The sequence below is a fragment of the Desulfotignum phosphitoxidans DSM 13687 genome (genome assembly GCF_000350545.1).
Lineage (GTDB): Bacteria > Desulfobacterota > Desulfobacteria > Desulfobacterales > Desulfobacteraceae > Desulfotignum > Desulfotignum phosphitoxidans.
Window position 1 is genome coordinate 255732 of sequence record NZ_APJX01000003.1, and the last position, 15565, is coordinate 271296.

The 15565-nt window shown below is 50.4% G+C and carries 18 protein-coding genes and 1 tRNA gene; 3 read left to right on the plus strand and 16 right to left on the minus strand.

Annotated elements, in window-relative coordinates:
• The 16 genes from ahbC to kdsA form a co-directional block, all read right to left on the minus strand.
• Positions 1-1188 (minus strand): 12,18-didecarboxysiroheme deacetylase, encoded by a 1188-nt coding sequence (ahbC, locus tag DPO_RS08665; RefSeq protein ID WP_006965445.1) that lies wholly within the window; start codon positions 1186-1188, stop codon positions 1-3.
• Positions 1185-2930 carry an AAA family ATPase gene (locus DPO_RS08670; RefSeq protein ID WP_006965446.1) on the minus strand — a complete coding sequence of 582 codons (1746 nt, stop codon included), beginning with the start codon at positions 2928-2930 and terminating at the stop codon, positions 1185-1187. Before DPO_RS08670 ends, ahbC begins: the two co-directional genes overlap by 4 nt.
• A 108-nt stretch (positions 2931-3038) precedes the next feature.
• Positions 3039-3123 (minus strand) — tRNA-Leu (locus DPO_RS08675).
• Between the two features lie 16 nt (positions 3124-3139).
• Positions 3140-3439: a preprotein translocase subunit SecG gene (gene secG, locus DPO_RS08680; protein WP_006965447.1), complete on the minus strand. Its 300-nt coding sequence runs from the start codon at positions 3437-3439 to the stop codon at positions 3140-3142.
• 9 nt (positions 3440-3448) lie between these two features.
• Complete coding sequence (tpiA, locus tag DPO_RS08685; RefSeq protein ID WP_006965448.1) at positions 3449-4204, minus strand: triose-phosphate isomerase; 756 nt, start codon at positions 4202-4204, stop codon at positions 3449-3451.
• Between the two features lie 18 nt (positions 4205-4222).
• Complete coding sequence (gene gap / locus DPO_RS08690; RefSeq protein WP_006965449.1) at positions 4223-5230, minus strand: type I glyceraldehyde-3-phosphate dehydrogenase; 1008 nt, start codon at positions 5228-5230, stop codon at positions 4223-4225.
• Positions 5231-5301: 71 nt separating this feature from the next.
• On the minus strand, positions 5302-5715 hold the full coding sequence (locus DPO_RS08695; protein WP_006965450.1) for a PTS sugar transporter subunit IIA: 414 nt from the start codon (positions 5713-5715) through the stop codon (positions 5302-5304).
• Complete coding sequence (gene rapZ, locus DPO_RS08700) at positions 5712-6593, minus strand: RNase adapter RapZ (RefSeq protein ID WP_006965451.1); 882 nt, start codon at positions 6591-6593, stop codon at positions 5712-5714. The genes DPO_RS08695 and rapZ overlap by 4 nt, the downstream gene beginning before the upstream one ends.
• Complete coding sequence (locus DPO_RS08705; RefSeq protein ID WP_006965452.1) at positions 6594-7052, minus strand: PTS sugar transporter subunit IIA; 459 nt, start codon at positions 7050-7052, stop codon at positions 6594-6596.
• A gap of 11 nt (positions 7053-7063) precedes the next feature.
• Positions 7064-7606, minus strand: a complete 543-nt coding sequence (hpf, locus tag DPO_RS08710; RefSeq protein ID WP_006965454.1) for a ribosome hibernation-promoting factor, HPF/YfiA family — start codon at positions 7604-7606, stop codon at positions 7064-7066.
• An 11-nt stretch (positions 7607-7617) separates the two neighbouring features.
• Positions 7618-9060 carry an RNA polymerase factor sigma-54 gene (gene rpoN, locus DPO_RS08715; RefSeq protein WP_006965456.1) on the minus strand — a complete coding sequence of 481 codons (1443 nt, stop codon included), beginning with the start codon at positions 9058-9060 and terminating at the stop codon, positions 7618-7620.
• 1 nt (position 9061) lies between these two features.
• Positions 9062-9784: an LPS export ABC transporter ATP-binding protein gene (lptB, locus tag DPO_RS08720; protein WP_006965458.1), complete on the minus strand. Its 723-nt coding sequence runs from the start codon at positions 9782-9784 to the stop codon at positions 9062-9064.
• Positions 9785-10348 carry an LptA/OstA family protein gene (locus DPO_RS08725; RefSeq protein WP_236609933.1) on the minus strand — a complete coding sequence of 188 codons (564 nt, stop codon included), beginning with the start codon at positions 10346-10348 and terminating at the stop codon, positions 9785-9787. It lies immediately after the preceding gene.
• Positions 10326-10904: an LPS export ABC transporter periplasmic protein LptC gene (gene lptC, locus DPO_RS08730; protein ID WP_006965460.1), complete on the minus strand. Its 579-nt coding sequence runs from the start codon at positions 10902-10904 to the stop codon at positions 10326-10328. The genes DPO_RS08725 and lptC overlap by 23 nt, the downstream gene beginning before the upstream one ends.
• Complete coding sequence (locus DPO_RS08735; RefSeq protein WP_006965461.1) at positions 10901-11416, minus strand: KdsC family phosphatase; 516 nt, start codon at positions 11414-11416, stop codon at positions 10901-10903. The genes lptC and DPO_RS08735 overlap by 4 nt, the downstream gene beginning before the upstream one ends.
• Positions 11413-12231 (minus strand): 3-deoxy-8-phosphooctulonate synthase, encoded by an 819-nt coding sequence (gene kdsA, locus DPO_RS08740; protein ID WP_006965462.1) that lies wholly within the window; start codon positions 12229-12231, stop codon positions 11413-11415. Before kdsA ends, DPO_RS08735 begins: the two co-directional genes overlap by 4 nt.
• 162 nt (positions 12232-12393) lie before the next feature.
• On the opposite strand from kdsA, the gene DPO_RS08745 reads away from it, so the two are divergent.
• From DPO_RS08745 to lepB, 3 genes are read left to right on the plus strand one after another with little or no spacing between them, the layout of a single operon-like run.
• Positions 12394-13767 (plus strand): M23 family metallopeptidase, encoded by a 1374-nt coding sequence (locus DPO_RS08745; RefSeq protein WP_006965463.1) that lies wholly within the window; start codon positions 12394-12396, stop codon positions 13765-13767.
• The gene (locus tag DPO_RS08750) at positions 13767-14936 is read left to right on the plus strand and encodes a homocysteine biosynthesis protein (protein WP_006965464.1); all 1170 of its coding nucleotides are present in this window, start codon (positions 13767-13769) and stop codon (positions 14934-14936) included. The genes DPO_RS08745 and DPO_RS08750 overlap by 1 nt, the downstream gene beginning before the upstream one ends.
• Positions 14937-14950: 14 nt before the next feature.
• A complete protein-coding gene (lepB, locus tag DPO_RS08755; RefSeq protein ID WP_006965465.1) occupies positions 14951-15550 on the plus strand; it encodes a signal peptidase I in 600 nt (199 codons plus the stop codon).
• Positions 15551-15565: the final 15 nt, after the last annotated feature.

A 15565-nucleotide genomic window follows, 5' to 3' on the forward strand; every position in this document is an offset into this window, starting at 1 on the left:
TTATTTCTCCTTTGAAATTTCTTGGTCCGTCAGATAGCACGCCGGATCTGAATCCCAGGGGTCGTTGGCCACGGATTCGGCTCTGGCCCTGAAATTGCCGGCACAGATATTCAGCCACCGGCAGGTGGCACACCGGCCTTTGACATGTTTTTTCTTTTCTTTCATTTTCATCAGAAATTCATTGGATTCATCTGTCCAGATCTGTGAAAACGGGCGATCCTTGATATTGCCCAATGATTTTTCCCGCCAGAACTGATCCGGATACACTTCTCCGTCCCAGGAAATGCATCCGATGCCTCGTCCTGAATTGTTGCCTTCGTTCATTTCCAGAAGCTCCAGCACTTCGGCCGCCCGTTTGGGGTCTTCTTTTAAAAGCCGCTGGTAAAGATAAGGCCCGTCCGCATGGTTGTCCACGGTCAGAATCTCCTTGGGCTTGTTCCGGTTGTGCAGGTCTTTTGTCCGGTCCATGATCAGATCCAGCACCTGCCGGGTTTCCTCATGGGTCAGGTCTTCCTTGGCGATCTCAGATCCCCGGCCGGAATACACCAGGTGATAGAAACAGGCCCGGGGAATGTTTTTTTCTTCCAGAAGATCGAAAATACCGGGAATGTCTTTGACATTGCGCTTGTTGATGGTGAACCGTAATCCGACTTTGATGCCGGCTGCCTGGCAGTGTTCAATGGCGGCCATGGCCCGTTTGAACGATCCGGGCACGCCCCTGAACATGTCATGGGTGGGTTCCAGCCCGTCCAGACTGATGCCCACATAGGACAAGCCGATGTCTTTGAGTATTTTGGCTTTTTCTTTGGTGATCAGGGTGCCGTTGGTGGAAATCACGGCCCGCATCCCCTTGGATACGGCATATTGGGCATATTCCACCAGCCGGGGGTGTACCAGAGGCTCGCCGCCGGAAAACAGCAGTACCGGCACACCGAAATCCGCCAGATCATCCATCATGGCAAGGGCTTGATCCCGGTTCAGTTCGTTGTCATAGCAAATGTCTTCAGACCGGGCGTAACAGTGTACACATTTCAAATTACACCGCTGGGTCATGTTCCAGACCACCACGGGTTTCTTGTCAATGGAAAACTGGAGCAGGTGAGAAGGAAGCGATCCTGACTGACGCGAATAGCGCAGCGTGTCCGAGGGCTCCACCGTGGCACAATACAGTTTTGAAATTCCAATCATTTGATTTCTTTCCTGATAAGTTGGTTCAGATAGGCCTCACTGTCCTGCAGATCTGTTTTTGTTATAAAAAACCGGTGTTTGCCGGTTTTTTCTTTGATCAGGTTCAGCCCGTCATAAAACGCGTTGTGAAGTTTGGATAAAATATCGTCGGCAGACGCCCCGTGATCCAGGATCTGTAGCATCAGAAAATCAATGGCATCTTCCTCAAAAATAATGTCAAGTCCCATGTTTCTGGACGATTCCCGTTCAATCTCTTTGATTGTATCATAATGGGTTGTAATGCGGCTGACAGCGTCATCGATTTCCAGCACATGGGCATGGAAATACCGGGCGGCCATTTCACACCGGGCCGCAGATAAATTCAACCCATGGGTGGCAACCAGGGTGTCCGCATTTTCCTGGATATACTGGGTGATATACTGGATTTGGGTTTCCGACGCTTTTTTGTGCAGCGATTCCCAGTCATATGCCGGGGTATCGCTGAGCAGATCCTTTAACGTGCCCAAAGGATCGTTGATCACCTGCTTGGTCACCACCAGACGGGAAATCCGACAGGACGGCAGTTTTTCTTCAAAAGGCAGCAATGCATCTTCCACCACCGATACCAGGCCTCTGGCACCGGTATTTTCCTTGAACGCCCGGTGCGCTAAAACTGTCAATGCATCATCGTCAAAAACAATGTCAATGCCATATGCGGCAAAATCCAGACGTTTGTTCAATATCACCGGGTTGTTGGGCATTTTAAGAATGGTGTACAGATCCGTTTCACTTAACGTCTCCAGAATGCACCGCACAGGAACTCGTCCGATAAATTCGGATTCAAAACCAAACTTGACCAGATCTTCGGCCCGGGTCTGTTTCAGCAGGGAAGTATCATCATCCGTACTGCTGAGCCGGGAATTGAACCCGATGGTCTGGCGGGTCAACCGCTGCCGGACCAGGTCGGTGAGCCCGGTGAACGCGCCGCTCAGGATAAACAGGATATTGGCTGTGTTCACCCGCCGGACCACGCGTTTTCCGGTCCGTTGAAACCGTTCAAGTTCCTGCATCATGGATACCGGATCATGGGGGACTTTCAGGTCCACTTCTGTTTCTTCCATGGGTTTAAGCAACGCCCGCTGGACCCCGGATCTGGAAACCTGGGCGCCAATGACATCGGGACTGGCCGCAATTTTATCGATCTCATCCAGATACACGATGCCGCATTCCGCCAGTTCAATATCATCCTCCGCCTCCTTGACCAGATCCCGGATCAGATCCTCCACATCCCCGCCCACGTATCCGGTTTCCGAAAACTTGGTGGCATCCGCCTTGACAAAAGGAACGCCGATTTTTCTGGCAATGAGTTTGATGAGATAGGTTTTTCCGATACCGGTGGGCCCCAGCATCAGAATATTGGATTTGATATTGCCCGTGATTTTAGATCCTTTGTCTTCGCGGGTTTCCTGATGCCGGATTCGATTGAAATGGGTGCATATTTTCGTGGCCAGAACCGATTTAGCCTGAGCCTGCCGGACCACATACTGATCCAGATAGGCAATCAGTTCTGCCGGTTTGATGGTGAAGTCCACCAGCTCTTTTTTCCCTTTGTTCGGTACGCTACCGTTTACCGATGATTTCTGGGGCTGAGCTGTGGGAGAAATGATCCGGACATTGCCGCCGAATTTTTTATTTAAAAATTCTCCCAGTTCTTTTTCTATCTTTTTGGGATCTTGTGCCCGTATGGTCTGTGTTTGTTTCATAATTGTTCAATGTAAGCAGACTTCCAAAAAAATCAAGAGATTGTACAGCCCTGCAGAACGCTCAAATAAAAACAGCCATGAACATTGCTGCCCATGGCTGTCAAATAATGGTGCCGAAGGGGAGATTTGAACTCCCACGGGTCGCCCCACACGCCCCTCAAGCGTGCGTGTCTACCTATTCCACCACTTCGGCCGGCATATCTTGAAATCTACTCGGAAACCGGATCAGCTGTCTGCTGAACAGGTGCCGACTGGGTTGTAATGATACTTTTCTCTGCCTTGTGACCCGAAAAATACGCCAGGGTCAGAGAGGTCACCATGAACACGATGGCAACGACCGTGGTGATTTTGGTCAGTATGGAGGCCGGGCCGGATGCGCCAAACAGAGTCTGACTGCCGCCCCCGCCGATGGATACGCCCATTTCCGCGCCTTTGCCGCTCTGAAGCAGCACGATCAGGATCAACAGAATACAGACGGTAACATGCAAGGTTGTGATCAAAGTTGTCATGGTTTATTATCAATCATATTTTACAATTTGGGTGAAAATTCGGGCATCGAGACTGGCGCCGCCCACCAGCACACCATCCACATCCTCAATGCACATCAGTGTTGCTATATTGTCCGGTTTAACAGATCCGCCGTAAATAATTCTGACGGTTCGTGCCAGGTCCGATGAAATTTTTGTGTCAACCAGTGTCCGCAAAAAACGGTGGACGGTCTCCACCTGTTCGGGTCCGGCGGTTTCACCGGTACCAATCGCCCATACCGGCTCATAAGCAATCACCAGATCCTGCAACCGTTCCGGATCAACGCTTTTTAACCCATCTGCCACCTGCTTGTCAAGGGTTAAAAATGTGTTTCCCGCTTCCCGCTGGGCCAGTGTTTCACCGATGCACAAAATGGGTTTGAGTCTGTTTGAAACCGCTGCCAAAATTTTTTTGTTCACAGTCTCATCGGTTTCAAAAAAATACTGGCGCCGTTCCGAATGCCCGATGATCACATATTCCACGCCTGCTGCAGCAAGCATGTCTGCTGATATCTCACCGGTGAATGCGCCTTGTTTTTCAAAGTGCAGGTTCTGGGCGCCCAGGTGCAGGGACGTGTCTGCAATGGCGGTGGCCACCAGGGGCAAACACACATAGGTCGGCGCAATCATGATGTCTTTGTTTTGCACATCCGCGCAGGCTTGTGCCAGGTGAGTGGCGGTATCCACGGCTTCAGGCCCGGTTTTAAACATTTTCCAGTTGCCGGCAATCAATGGTATGCGTGTCATGATGATCTCCCGTGTCTGTTAAAAAGAGTCTCCGATCATTTCTGCCAGATCCGTCATCCGGTGGGAATACCCGGCCTCGTTGTCATACCAGGCATAGACCTTGACCATGTTGCCGTTGATCACATCCGTGCACTGGGCATCCACAATAGAGGACAACGGGTTGGAATTGTAATCAATGGACACCAAAGGCAGGTCACTGTATCCCAGGATTCCTTTCAGATTTCCCAAGGCCGCTGTTTCCAGAGCCTGATTCACCATTTCGGCGGTCAGGTTGTCCTGCTGGGTCAGCACCACCAGATCCACCATGGACACATTGGGGGTAGGCACACGCACCGACATCCCGTTGAGTTTCCCTTTAAGTTCCGGCAAAACAAGGGCCACGGCCTTGGCTGCTCCCGTGGTGGTGGGAATCATGGACAGGCCGGCAGCCCTGGCCCTTCGCAGGTCTTTGTGGGGAAAGTCCAGGATCCGCTGGTCCCCGGTGTATGCATGGATGGTGGTCATCATGCCCGACAGGATGCCGAAATTTTCCAGAAGCACCTTGGCCACCGGCGCCAGGCAGTTGGTGGTACACGAGGCATTGGAGATGATATGGTGGGAAGCCGGATCATACATGTCATGGTTGACCCCCATGACAATGGTGATGTCCGGATTCGTGGCAGGCGCTGAAATGATCACTTTTTTGGCACCGGCGTCCAGATGTTTGGATGCGCCCTGGCGGTCCCGGAAGATACCAGTGCACTCCATGACAATATCCACTCCCAGATCTTTCCAGGGTATCTGGGCCGGATCTTTGAACCCAGTGACTTTCACCTGTCTGCCGTCCACTTCAATACTGTCTTCCAGTGCGATGACCGGTTTTCCCAGCTGTCCGTGCACTGAATCAAACTGCAGCAGATGCGCTGTGGTCCGGGTGTCTGTCAGATCGTTGATGCACACGATTTCCAGTTCCGGACGGGTCATTGCCGCCCGGAACACCAGTCGGCCGATGCGGCCGAATCCGTTGATTCCAATCTTGATACCCATTGTGACCTCCTATCCAACTTGCGTTGCTTTATGTACGCTTGTTTCGGGAACATCCCTCCGAATACTGGCTGTCAATTCCGTCCGGTGCCTTTGAGTATCCCGCTGGCAAGGGATATGCTTTTTTTGCCATGGTCCACCAGCGCACCTGTTAATTTTTCCATGTTCATCTTTTTCCGGGCAGTCACCGCTTTCAGAAGAATCGGAAGATTAACACCGGAAATGACTTCCACAGTGCCTTCCTCTAAAAAAGAGTAACTCAGGTTGGAAGGGGTGCCCCCGAACATGTCTGTCAGAATAATCACCCCGTTATCGGTCCGGACTTTGGCAATGCCCTGTTTGATTTTTTTTCTTAAGTTCTCAGGATTCTGCTGAATGTCTATGGAGACCGCCATCATGAACTCCTGTTCACCGCCCAAAATAAATTCCACTGTGTCAATGAGTGTCTGGCCCAGATTTGCATGGGCCACCACGAGTATGCCAATCATATTTTCCTGATATCCCGATCAATGTCCCGGTGAATCAATCCGGGGTGATGGGCTTTATGGTTTAAGTGTTCAAAAATGGTGCGGGCAATGACCACGCTTCGGTGTCGTCCGCCGGTACAACCGACTGCAATGGTTAAATACGCCTTGTTCTCCCTTTGATACAAAGGGATCAGATAGTCAAGCAACTGCGTGAATTTTTCCAGAAAAATCCGGGTTTCCGGATTGGATAACACAAATTCCCGCACGGCTTTTGACTCGCCGTCCAGATGTTTCAACAACGGTTCAAAAAAGGGATTGGTCAGAAACCGCATATCCGTGACCAGATCCGCATCCCCTGGTATGCCGTATTTATACCCAAAAGACAATACATTGATTTTCATTTCTATGGGATTTCCACTGCCCCGGCTGATCAGATTTAAGATGGCGGCTTTGAGCTGATGGACGCTCAAGCGGCTGGTATCGATAATGTGATGGGCCGTTGATTTGATCAGGCGCAGAGAATGGATTTCCGATTGAATGCTTTCCAGCAGGCTTTTTTTACCGGTGACCGGATGCTGCCGCCGGGTTTGACTGAACCGTTTGATCAGGGTGTCCACATCCGCTTCCAGAAAAATGATTTCCGGAGAAATGCCCAAATCTTCAATCGCACGGATTCCGGCGGTGTAATGGGTTGCAAAGGTCTTGGACCGCATGTCCATGACAAAGGCAATGCCTTTGATATCCGGGTTCTGTTTAAACGGCAGCTCCAGAAATCGGGGCACCAGCTCCAGGGGCATGTTGTCCACACAGTAAAAGGACGCATCTTCAAACGCCTGCATGGCTGTCGTTTTTCCGGAACCAGACAACCCGGTGATGATGAATACGGGTGGGTTTTTCATTTAAAAGGTTTCATCCTGTTCCAGAATAAATTCATGGATATCGTCAATGGTTTCAGCGGTAATCAACTCCTGTTTGAAATGGTCCATTTTCAAGAGTTTGGAAATCTGGGCCAGAACCTTTAAATGCCCGCCGGTGGAATTTTCCGGAGTCAACAGCAGAAAGAAAATATGAACCGGTTTCCCGTCCAGAGAATCATAGGTTACGCCGGCTTTGCTGCGCCCGAACCCCAGAATGATCTGTGTGACGGAATTGAGTTTTCCGTGGGGAATGGCAATCCCTCCCCCGATGCCGGTACTTCCCAATGATTCTCTTTCCATCAGAACGGCAGCGATATCTTCGGCGGCAATCCCGGCAACAGGCGCCACGGCCCGGGCCAGTTCCCGGATAATGCCGTTTTTGGTGGTCGATGTCAGATCCGCCACAATAGACTCTTTTGTGAGTAATTGACTGAGTTTCATGTGAATTTTAATTATCCCCCGGGCTGAATCAATCCCAGCTTTCCATTGTTGTGTTTATAAAGAACATTCAATTGTTCGGTGCGGGCATTGTTGAACACAAAAAACGTATGCCTGCCGCTGTTGAACTCGTTGACCGCATCGATGATATCCATGGGTTTGGTGTCCAGCGTCTCCATGACCAGGTCATCAAATCCCTGGAAATCGGGCTGCTGCATGGGGCTGCGGTCGAATTCCGCCGTGTCCAGCAGGCTTTGTTTTTTACCCGACATATGCTGTTTGATTTTTTCTTTGTGTTTTTTGATCTGTGCCCGGACTTTATCCATGAGAATGTCAATGGATGAATACATGTTTTCAGATGATTCTCTGGCATGGATATTGAGTTTGTCGCAGGTCAGGGTAATTTCCGCAATATGTCTTATTTTTTCCACCGACAAAACCACATGGGCATCTGCCGGGCTGTCCAGCATCCGGTCGAATTTATCAAGTTTTTTGTTCACGTAAGACTTTAATGGATCGGAAGGATCGATTTTTTTAAAGGTCACAGTTGTTTGCATAAAACACCTCCCTAAAGTTGTTTACGTTTATTGGAAGGCAGAATATTGAGCACCTTCCGGTATTTGGCAACAGTTCTTCGGGCGATCTGTATGTTAGATTCCTGGAGAATACCCGCAATCCGGTCATCGCTTAACGGATCGGCAGGATCTTCTTTTTCGATCAGCAGTCTGATTCGTTCCTTGACACTGGCCGATGCCATGGATTCGCCGCCGGTCCGTTCGATGGATGAATTGAAAAAATATTTGAGTTCGAACAGCCCCTGGGGCGTATATGCGTATTTGTTGGTGGTGACCCGGCTGATGGTGGATTCATGCATCTGAATATCTTCGGCAATATCTTTGAGGATCAGGGGACGCAGATAAGCGATGCCTTTTTCAAAGAATTCATGCTGAAATTTGATAATGCTTTCCATAACCAGATAAATGGTTTTCTGCCGCTGGTGAATACTTTTGATCAGCCAGGATGCGGACTGCATTTTTTCGTTGAGATATGCTTTGGTCTCCCTGGAAATTTTTTTCCCTTCCGCAATGGCGTTTTTGTAAAACCGGTTGATACGCAGTTTGGGCAATCCGTCATCGTTCATGACTATTTTAAATCCATCGCCCACTTTATACACGTATATATCCGGAATGATATAGGCAGGTTCTTCATGGGAAAATTTTCTGCCGGGTTTGGGCTCCAGGTATTGAAGAATTTTTACCGCAGCCCGGACATCTTCAACGGAAATACGCAACATTTTGGCAATTTTCCGGCTGTTTCGGTTTTCCAGATTTTTCAGATGGTGTTTGATGATCTCGGTGAGCACCGGGTTTTCAATCCCCAGCTGTTTGACCTGTATGAGCAGGGTTTCACATAAATTTCTGGCACAAACCCCCGGTGGGTCCAGTGTCTGCAGCACGGATAAAATTTTTTCCACCCGTTCCGTTTCCACTTCGGCTGCCTGGGCGATTTCAGCCGTTTCCGCGCACAGATATCCGTCCGGGTTAAGATTGTCAATGATCATGTGACCGATCTGTTCATCCGCCTTGTCCAAGCCCCGGAGCATCAGCTGCCATTTCAAATGGGCTTCCAACGTGGTTTTTTCGGAAGTGAACGCCTCGAAATTGGGTGCTTCGGTATGTTCGGTCTCTGTATAAGCCCGACCGGTGGAATTGTATTCATTGATATAATTTTCCCAGTCCGTATCCGGCTGCACTTTTTCATCAATGGTGATTTCCTTGACCGGTGTGTCTCTGTCGGATTCAGGCGCATCCGCTCCCGGATCCGCCAAGGCCCGGTCGACAGTCTCGTCCAGGGCCTGTTCCTCCAGGGCCGGATTCTGTTCCATTTCCTGCTGGATCATTTCCGCCAGTTCGACACGGGACAGCTGCAGCAGTTTGATGGCCTGCTGCAACTGGGGGGTCATCACCAGCTGCTGGGTCAATGTGAGGTTCTGTTGTAAGCCAAGTTCCATGTTACAGCCTGAAATTATCTCCCAGATAGGTTTTTTTGGCAATGGCACTGGAGATGATCCGTTCCGGGGGACCGGATTCGATCACTTTTCCCTGATTCATGATATACGCATGGTCACACACGCCCAGGGTTTCCCGGACATTATGATCGGAGATCAGAACGCCGATTCCTTTTCGGGTCAGCTGGGCGATGATCTGCTGAATATCCATTACCGCCAGAGGATCAATGCCGGCAAACGGTTCGTCCAGAAGAATGAACAGCGGATCGGTTGCCAGAACCCTGGCGATCTCCAGCCGCCGGCGCTCACCTCCGGACAGGGAAGCCGCTTTTTGTCGGGCCAGGCCCTGGATGCCCAGTTCCTGCATCAGCGCATCCGCTTTTGTTTGAACCGGACCTGCAGGGTCGGGCAACACTTCCAGGATCGCAGTGATGTTTTGTTCCACGGTGAGTTTTTTGAAAATTGAGCTTTCCTGGGGCAGATATCCGATGCCTTTTCTGGCACGGATATACATGGGATTGTGTGTGATATCTTCGCCGCCGATAAAGACATGACCGCTGTCAGGCCGGATCATGCCCACGGTCATATAGAATGTGGTGGTTTTTCCGGCGCCGTTGGGCCCAAGCAGTCCGGTCACCTGACCGGGTTTGACCGTCAGATCTGCCTGATTTACCACTGTTTTTCCGTGATAGGTTTTTACCAGTTTATTGAGTGAAAGCTCTGTCATTTATTGATCAGCAGGGTTGTCTTCCGGGTTGAACAGGGCTTGAACCCGGGTTTTACCGTCACTTTCCACCAGGACCCGGTCCTGTTTTCTGAACAAGGTGATCTTTGTGCCCGTCACCCAGCTGGTTCCGGTCAGCAGTTTGGCCTTTTTGCCGGTAAGGATCAGAATCTCGTCAGCGGTCGTGTACACCGCCTTGTCAGCAAAGGCATGTCTGTCTCCGGCCGTGTATTCGACATTGTCCGTGGCCACGATCTGTCTGATCCGGTTGGTGTCTGCCGTGTCTGCCGTGTCTGCCGTGTCCGGTTGCGAAGGATGCCAAAAAACTTTTACCGATTCAGCCACAAGAAGCATGTTATCCTGAGTTGCGTTAACATTTCCGATGAATTCCACCATGGACTCATCCTGATGGGCCACCATTTTATCCGCAGTGATATGCAACGGTTTCTCAGGTGAATATGCGGATTCTGATCCGGTTTTTTCCTCAGCCAAAGCCATTGATACCAAAAGGAAAACCAACAGCCCGATTGCTCCGGCCATGCATTTACGGCAGGTTGAAATTCTCACTGAATATCCCTTTAACATGTCCTTGTAAAATAATCTGATTGTCATTGATTCGGATTTCCATTGTGTCAGCTTCCATGGCCGCATCGGTATTTTCAAGCCACACCTTTGTATTGCTGTGTATTATATGTGGTTTTTTTTTATAATGCAACTTATCAGTTTTCAGGGTGTATGTCTGGTGCCGCACCACCACATTTCCATTAAAGTCCATATCGTGGGTCTCAGTGTCCAGAATGCCCTGGTCGGATGTCAAAATGACCGTGTCTTTGTCCTTGGTATAAAACACCACATGAACCCGGGTCAGGATGGCCTGATTCTCTTCTTTTACCAGTGTGGCGGTGGCGGCTTCAAGTTCCCATTCCGTAATACCGTTTTTTTTTGAAATCTGTTTCATGGCATCCAGTTTCAAGGCGGCTTCAGAATCGATGTGAAGGTCTGTGACGGTTTGGGGCGTATTCATCATGGCAGGGACAAAGAAAATAACACCGGCACCGGCCGCCAGGACACACAAAATCAATACTGCCAGAACACGGGGATTTTTGAGAACAATGCGGTTCATGCCAGAAAAGGTTTCAGGGCGTTTTCCCACAGGCCCGCGGCTTTTAGGATCGCATCGCAGATTTCTCTGACTGCTCCTTGCCCCCCAACTGCCATGGTGATAATGTCTGCCCGGTTTTTAACTTCGTCCACGGCGTCTGCCACGGCAATGGCGACACCGGCCCGGGCCATGGCGGGCAGATCGATCAGATCGTCCCCCATAAAAGCCATGGCAGATGGGTGGATACCGGTTTGTTGTGCCATTTGATCCAGGGCATCCGCCTTATTGGAAATTGCGTCAAACACCAGGGTAATACCCAGATTTCGGCAGCGGTGGGTGAGGGCACCGGAACTGCGCCCGGTGATGATACCCACCTGAATACCGTTGTCCATGAGCAGTCGCAACCCCAGACCGTCCCGGGATAAAAACTCTTTGACCTGTTCTCCGGAATCCGTATAAATGATCCGGCCGTCGGTCAATACCCCGTCCACGTCCAGAACCAGCAGTTTGATCTGTTTTAATAAAGCGTTCATCCGGTTGCTGCCGCTTTTTTTATGGCCAGAAGTGTCGTGAGTAACGGTGTCATGTCTGCCAGAGGCATGGAATTAGGACCGTCACACAACGCTTTTGCAGGATCGGGATGGGTTTCCATGAACAGACCATGGGCTCCTGCGGCGATTGCTGCTTTGGCCAGTGTGGGAATGAACTGCCGGTCTCCGGCGGAAGACGTGATGCCTCCGCCGGGAAGCTGAACACTGTGGGTGGCATCAAATATCACGGGAACACCCATTTGTTTTAAAATATGGATGGACCGGAAATCCACCACCAGATTGTTGTATCCGAAACTGCTGCCCCGCTCGGTGATAGCAATATGGGGATTGCCGGTAAAAGCGGCTTTGTCAAGAATATTTTTGCAGTCCTGGGGGGCCAGAAACTGGCCTTTTTTAACACTCACCGGGCGGCCGGTACGGCACGCGGCCAGAATCAGATCGGTCTGACGGCATAAAAAGGCCGGGATCTGGATCACATCCAGAACCTGAGCTGCCGGATCCGCCTGATCCGGCAGATGAATGTCTGAAATTACTTTCAGGTCCAGGCGGGATTTGATGTCGGCCAGAATGGACAGTCCCTGGTCGAATCCGGGGCCCCGGAAAGACTGGACAGATGTGCGGTTGGCTTTGTCAAAGGAGGCTTTGAAAATAAAAGGGATGCCCAGATCCGCAGTGATGGTTTTCAGGGTTTTGGCGATCTGAAACGTGGTATCAAAATTTTCGATGACACAGGGGCCTGCCACCAGAAAAAAGCAGGGAGCAGGGGTGTCGATCATTTCAAAAAAAAAATTGGTCATGGGCAGTCCTTATCCTGATTTTGAATGTGTATGTTCAACCTATAATCTGAGATCCGAAAAGTCAAGAATGTAAAATACCTTGATAAGTTTTGACCAAGCTGGTATTTTTATGGGCGTTTCGCATTGGATAATGATAACCAATTGAAAAGATGGATATTTTTGATGAAAAAAATTTTTTTCCTGGTGATTTGTGTTGTGATTCTGGTGCCCCTGGCATGGGTGCTGACATATCGATTTGAAGGCACGTCCCCTGAATTGGAAGTGGATCTGCCGTCGCTGTATCTCAAAGACAAGCTGACATTGTCTCTGGATATTAAAGATATGAAAACCGGACTCAGAGAGGTTCAGGTCCGTCTGGTTCAACAGGAAATCGAAAAAACCCTAATGGAAAAAACATATCCGGCCGGTTCTGTTTTTTCCCCTTTTTCCGGGGAAATCCGGAAGGAAGACCGGCTTGATATCCCTGTGGAAGCCAATCGGCATGGATTGAGTGATGGAAAGGCCACGCTTCATATTCAGGTGTCGGATCTATCTTGGCGGGGGTGGAACCGGGGCAATATCGCGGAAAAAAACATATCGGTCTTCATTGACACCCTTCCTCCCCGGATCGAGGTGTTGAGCCGTCAGCACAATGTGGAACGGGGCGGTACCGGCCTGGTGATCTACAAGTTGTTTGAATCTGATGTGAAAAGCGGTGTTATGGTGGGGGACCGTTTTTTTCCGGGTCATTCCGGAATGTTTGATCAAACCGATATCCATACAGCGTTTTTTGCGCTGGATCACACCCAGGGGCCTGGCACCCGGATCTGGGTCACGGCCGAAGATGCAGCGGGAAATACGACCCGCAAAGGATTTTATCATTATATCCGGGATCGCGGGTTTAAATCGGATGTACTCAAGATTTCCGATTCGTTTTTAGGGCTGACCATGCCTGATTTTCATCTCGGAGACCGGGAAGCTCAGTTTGAAAAAGCCGATCATCCGCTTCTGGAAAAATTCAAAGTGGTGAACTCGGAACTTCGAAATGCCAACGTAAAAAAAGTGCTGTCCATGCCCGCAGATACCGAACCGCAGATGCTGTGGGACGGAAAATTCGAGCGCATGTCCGGGGCCACCCGGGCCGGATTCGGAGACCGGCGCACCTACACCTACAATGGAAATGAGATCGGTCAGTCCCGCCACATGGGCATCGATCTGGCATCCACGGCCCTGGCACCGGTGAAAGCGGCCAATTCAGGCCGAATCATCATGGCGGGACCGGTGGGGATTTTCGGCAATACCGTGATCATTGACCATGGGTTCGGCCTGGCCAGCCTGTATTCTCATCTGAGCAACATGGTCGTATCTGTGGAAGACAAGGTCAAAAAAGGGGATATCATCGGCAACACCGGCATGACCGGACTGGCTGCCGGCGATCATCTGCATTTTTCCATGATTGTGCACAATGTGTTTGTCAATCCCCTGGAATGGTGGGATCAAAATTGGATCGAAAATAATATCACCGCCAAAATCAAGGCGGTTGGCGAAGGAAAATAATGAGCGATTTTAAAATCAACAAAACATATGACCAGATCAACCGGAAAATTGCCCGGGGAGAGGCGGTGGTGGTCACTGCCGAAGAAATTATCGACATAGCCAAAGACAACGGCATTGTGGAAGCGGCCCGGCAGGTGGATGTGGTCACCACCGGCACTTTTGCACCCATGTGTTCTTCCGGTGCGTTCATCAATATCGGACAGTCGAAACCGGTGATCCGCACCACCAAAACCTGGTTTAACAATGTGCCGGCCTATTCGGGGATTGCGGCGGTGGACTGCTATCTGGGAGCCACCCAGACCTGTGATGATGATCCGTTGAACAAGCGTCACCCCGGAGATTTCAATTACGGTGGAGGCCATGTGATCCAGGATCTGGTGGCGGGCAAATCCGTTGAAATCCGGGCGGAATCCTATGGCACGGACTGTTATCCCAACCGGCGCATCGAAAAGGTCATGACCCTGAAGGAACTGCCCAATGCCATGCTGGTAAACCCCAGAAACGCCTACCAGAATTACAATTGCGCCATCAATCGGTCGGATCGCACCAAATATACCTATATGGGCACCTTGAAGCCCGGCACGGGCAATGCCAATTATTCCACATCCGGTGCGTTGAGCCCTTTGTTCAACGATCCGTATCTGAAAACCATCGGCCTGGGCACCCGGATTTTTCTGGGCGGGGCCCAGGGATATGTCACCTGGACCGGCACCCAGCACAGGTCCGCAGTGGACCGAGGATTGAACGGTGTGCCCCTGGGACCGGCCGGGACATTAATGGTCATGGGAGATCTCAAGGAGATGTCTTCTGACTGGTTGAAGGGCCAGAGTATCCGGGGGTATGGCTGTTCTTTGTCCGTGGGACTGGGTGTTCCCATTCCCATTCTCAATGAGGAAATTTTGAAATTCACGGCGGTTTCCGATGAGGAGATCTTTACTCAGATTGTGGACTATGGATATGATTATCCCGAAGGCGTTGCCCGGTCTTATGGTCAGGTAAGCTATGCGGAACTCAAAAGCGGCACCATTATGGTCAAGGGCCAGCCTGTGTCCACGCACCCTTTGTCCAGCATGGTCAAAGCCAGAAAGGTCGCCCATCTTCTCAAATCTGCCATACAGCAGTCCAAATTCCTTTTAGGGCAGCCCCAGCATCTGTTCGGGCAGCCATAGAGGTTCAAATCCAAATGAAAAAAAAGAAAAACGCCTGGCGGGAGAATATCGAAGCCATTCTCATTGCCGTTGTGATCGCTCTGTTTATCCGCACGTTTCTTGTTCAGGCCTTTAAAATTCCTTCCGGTTCCATGCTGGAAACGCTTCAGATCGGGGACCAGATCCTGGTGAACAAGTTTATTTACGGGGTCAAGATTCCTTTTACCGACGGTCAGGTCCTGATTCCTTTTAAAGATCCCCAGCCCGGAGATATTGTGGTATTCAAATATCCGGAAGATCCATCCAAAGATTTCATCAAGCGGGTGGTGGCCGTGGCCGGAGACACCGTGTCCATTGTTGACAAACAATTATATGTGAACGGAGATCCGGTGACTGATGAGCCTTATGCCATGTATTCCCGACTGCCGACTCATGTGGATAACATGTCACCCGTGCAGGTGCCGGAAAACAAGCTGTTTGTCATGGGGGATAACCGGGACAACAGTCATGACAGCCGGTTCTGGGGATTTGTAGACCTGTCGGCCGTCAAGGGAAAGGCCTTTATGATCTACTGGTCCTGGGACCGGGAGGAATTCGGTGTCCGGTGGCATCGGATCGGGGATCTGCTGATATGATTGACTGATTGAAGG

Coding starts and splice junctions, on each gene's coding strand:
- ahbC (WP_006965445.1), bottom strand. CDS start 1,188: ATGATTGGAATTTCAAAACTGTATTGTGCCACGGTGGAGCCCTCGGAC.
- DPO_RS08670 (WP_006965446.1), bottom strand. CDS start 2,930: ATGAAACAAACACAGACCATACGGGCACAAGATCCCAAAAAGATAGAA.
- secG (WP_006965447.1), bottom strand. CDS start 3,439: ATGACAACTTTGATCACAACCTTGCATGTTACCGTCTGTATTCTGTTG.
- tpiA (WP_006965448.1), bottom strand. CDS start 4,204: ATGACACGCATACCATTGATTGCCGGCAACTGGAAAATGTTTAAAACC.
- gap (WP_006965449.1), bottom strand. CDS start 5,230: ATGGGTATCAAGATTGGAATCAACGGATTCGGCCGCATCGGCCGACTG.
- DPO_RS08695 (WP_006965450.1), bottom strand. CDS start 5,715: ATGATTGGCATACTCGTGGTGGCCCATGCAAATCTGGGCCAGACACTC.
- rapZ (WP_006965451.1), bottom strand. CDS start 6,593: ATGAAAAACCCACCCGTATTCATCATCACCGGGTTGTCTGGTTCCGGA.
- DPO_RS08705 (WP_006965452.1), bottom strand. CDS start 7,052: ATGAAACTCAGTCAATTACTCACAAAAGAGTCTATTGTGGCGGATCTG.
- hpf (WP_006965454.1), bottom strand. CDS start 7,606: ATGCAAACAACTGTGACCTTTAAAAAAATCGATCCTTCCGATCCATTA.
- rpoN (WP_006965456.1), bottom strand. CDS start 9,060: ATGGAACTTGGCTTACAACAGAACCTCACATTGACCCAGCAGCTGGTG.
- lptB (WP_006965458.1), bottom strand. CDS start 9,784: ATGACAGAGCTTTCACTCAATAAACTGGTAAAAACCTATCACGGAAAA.
- lptC (WP_006965460.1), bottom strand. CDS start 10,904: ATGAACCGCATTGTTCTCAAAAATCCCCGTGTTCTGGCAGTATTGATT.
- DPO_RS08735 (WP_006965461.1), bottom strand. CDS start 11,416: ATGAACGCTTTATTAAAACAGATCAAACTGCTGGTTCTGGACGTGGAC.
- kdsA (WP_006965462.1), bottom strand. CDS start 12,231: ATGACCAATTTTTTTTTTGAAATGATCGACACCCCTGCTCCCTGCTTT.
- DPO_RS08745 (WP_006965463.1), top strand. CDS start 12,394: ATGAAAAAAATTTTTTTCCTGGTGATTTGTGTTGTGATTCTGGTGCCC.
- DPO_RS08750 (WP_006965464.1), top strand. CDS start 13,767: ATGAGCGATTTTAAAATCAACAAAACATATGACCAGATCAACCGGAAA.
- lepB (WP_006965465.1), top strand. CDS start 14,951: ATGAAAAAAAAGAAAAACGCCTGGCGGGAGAATATCGAAGCCATTCTC.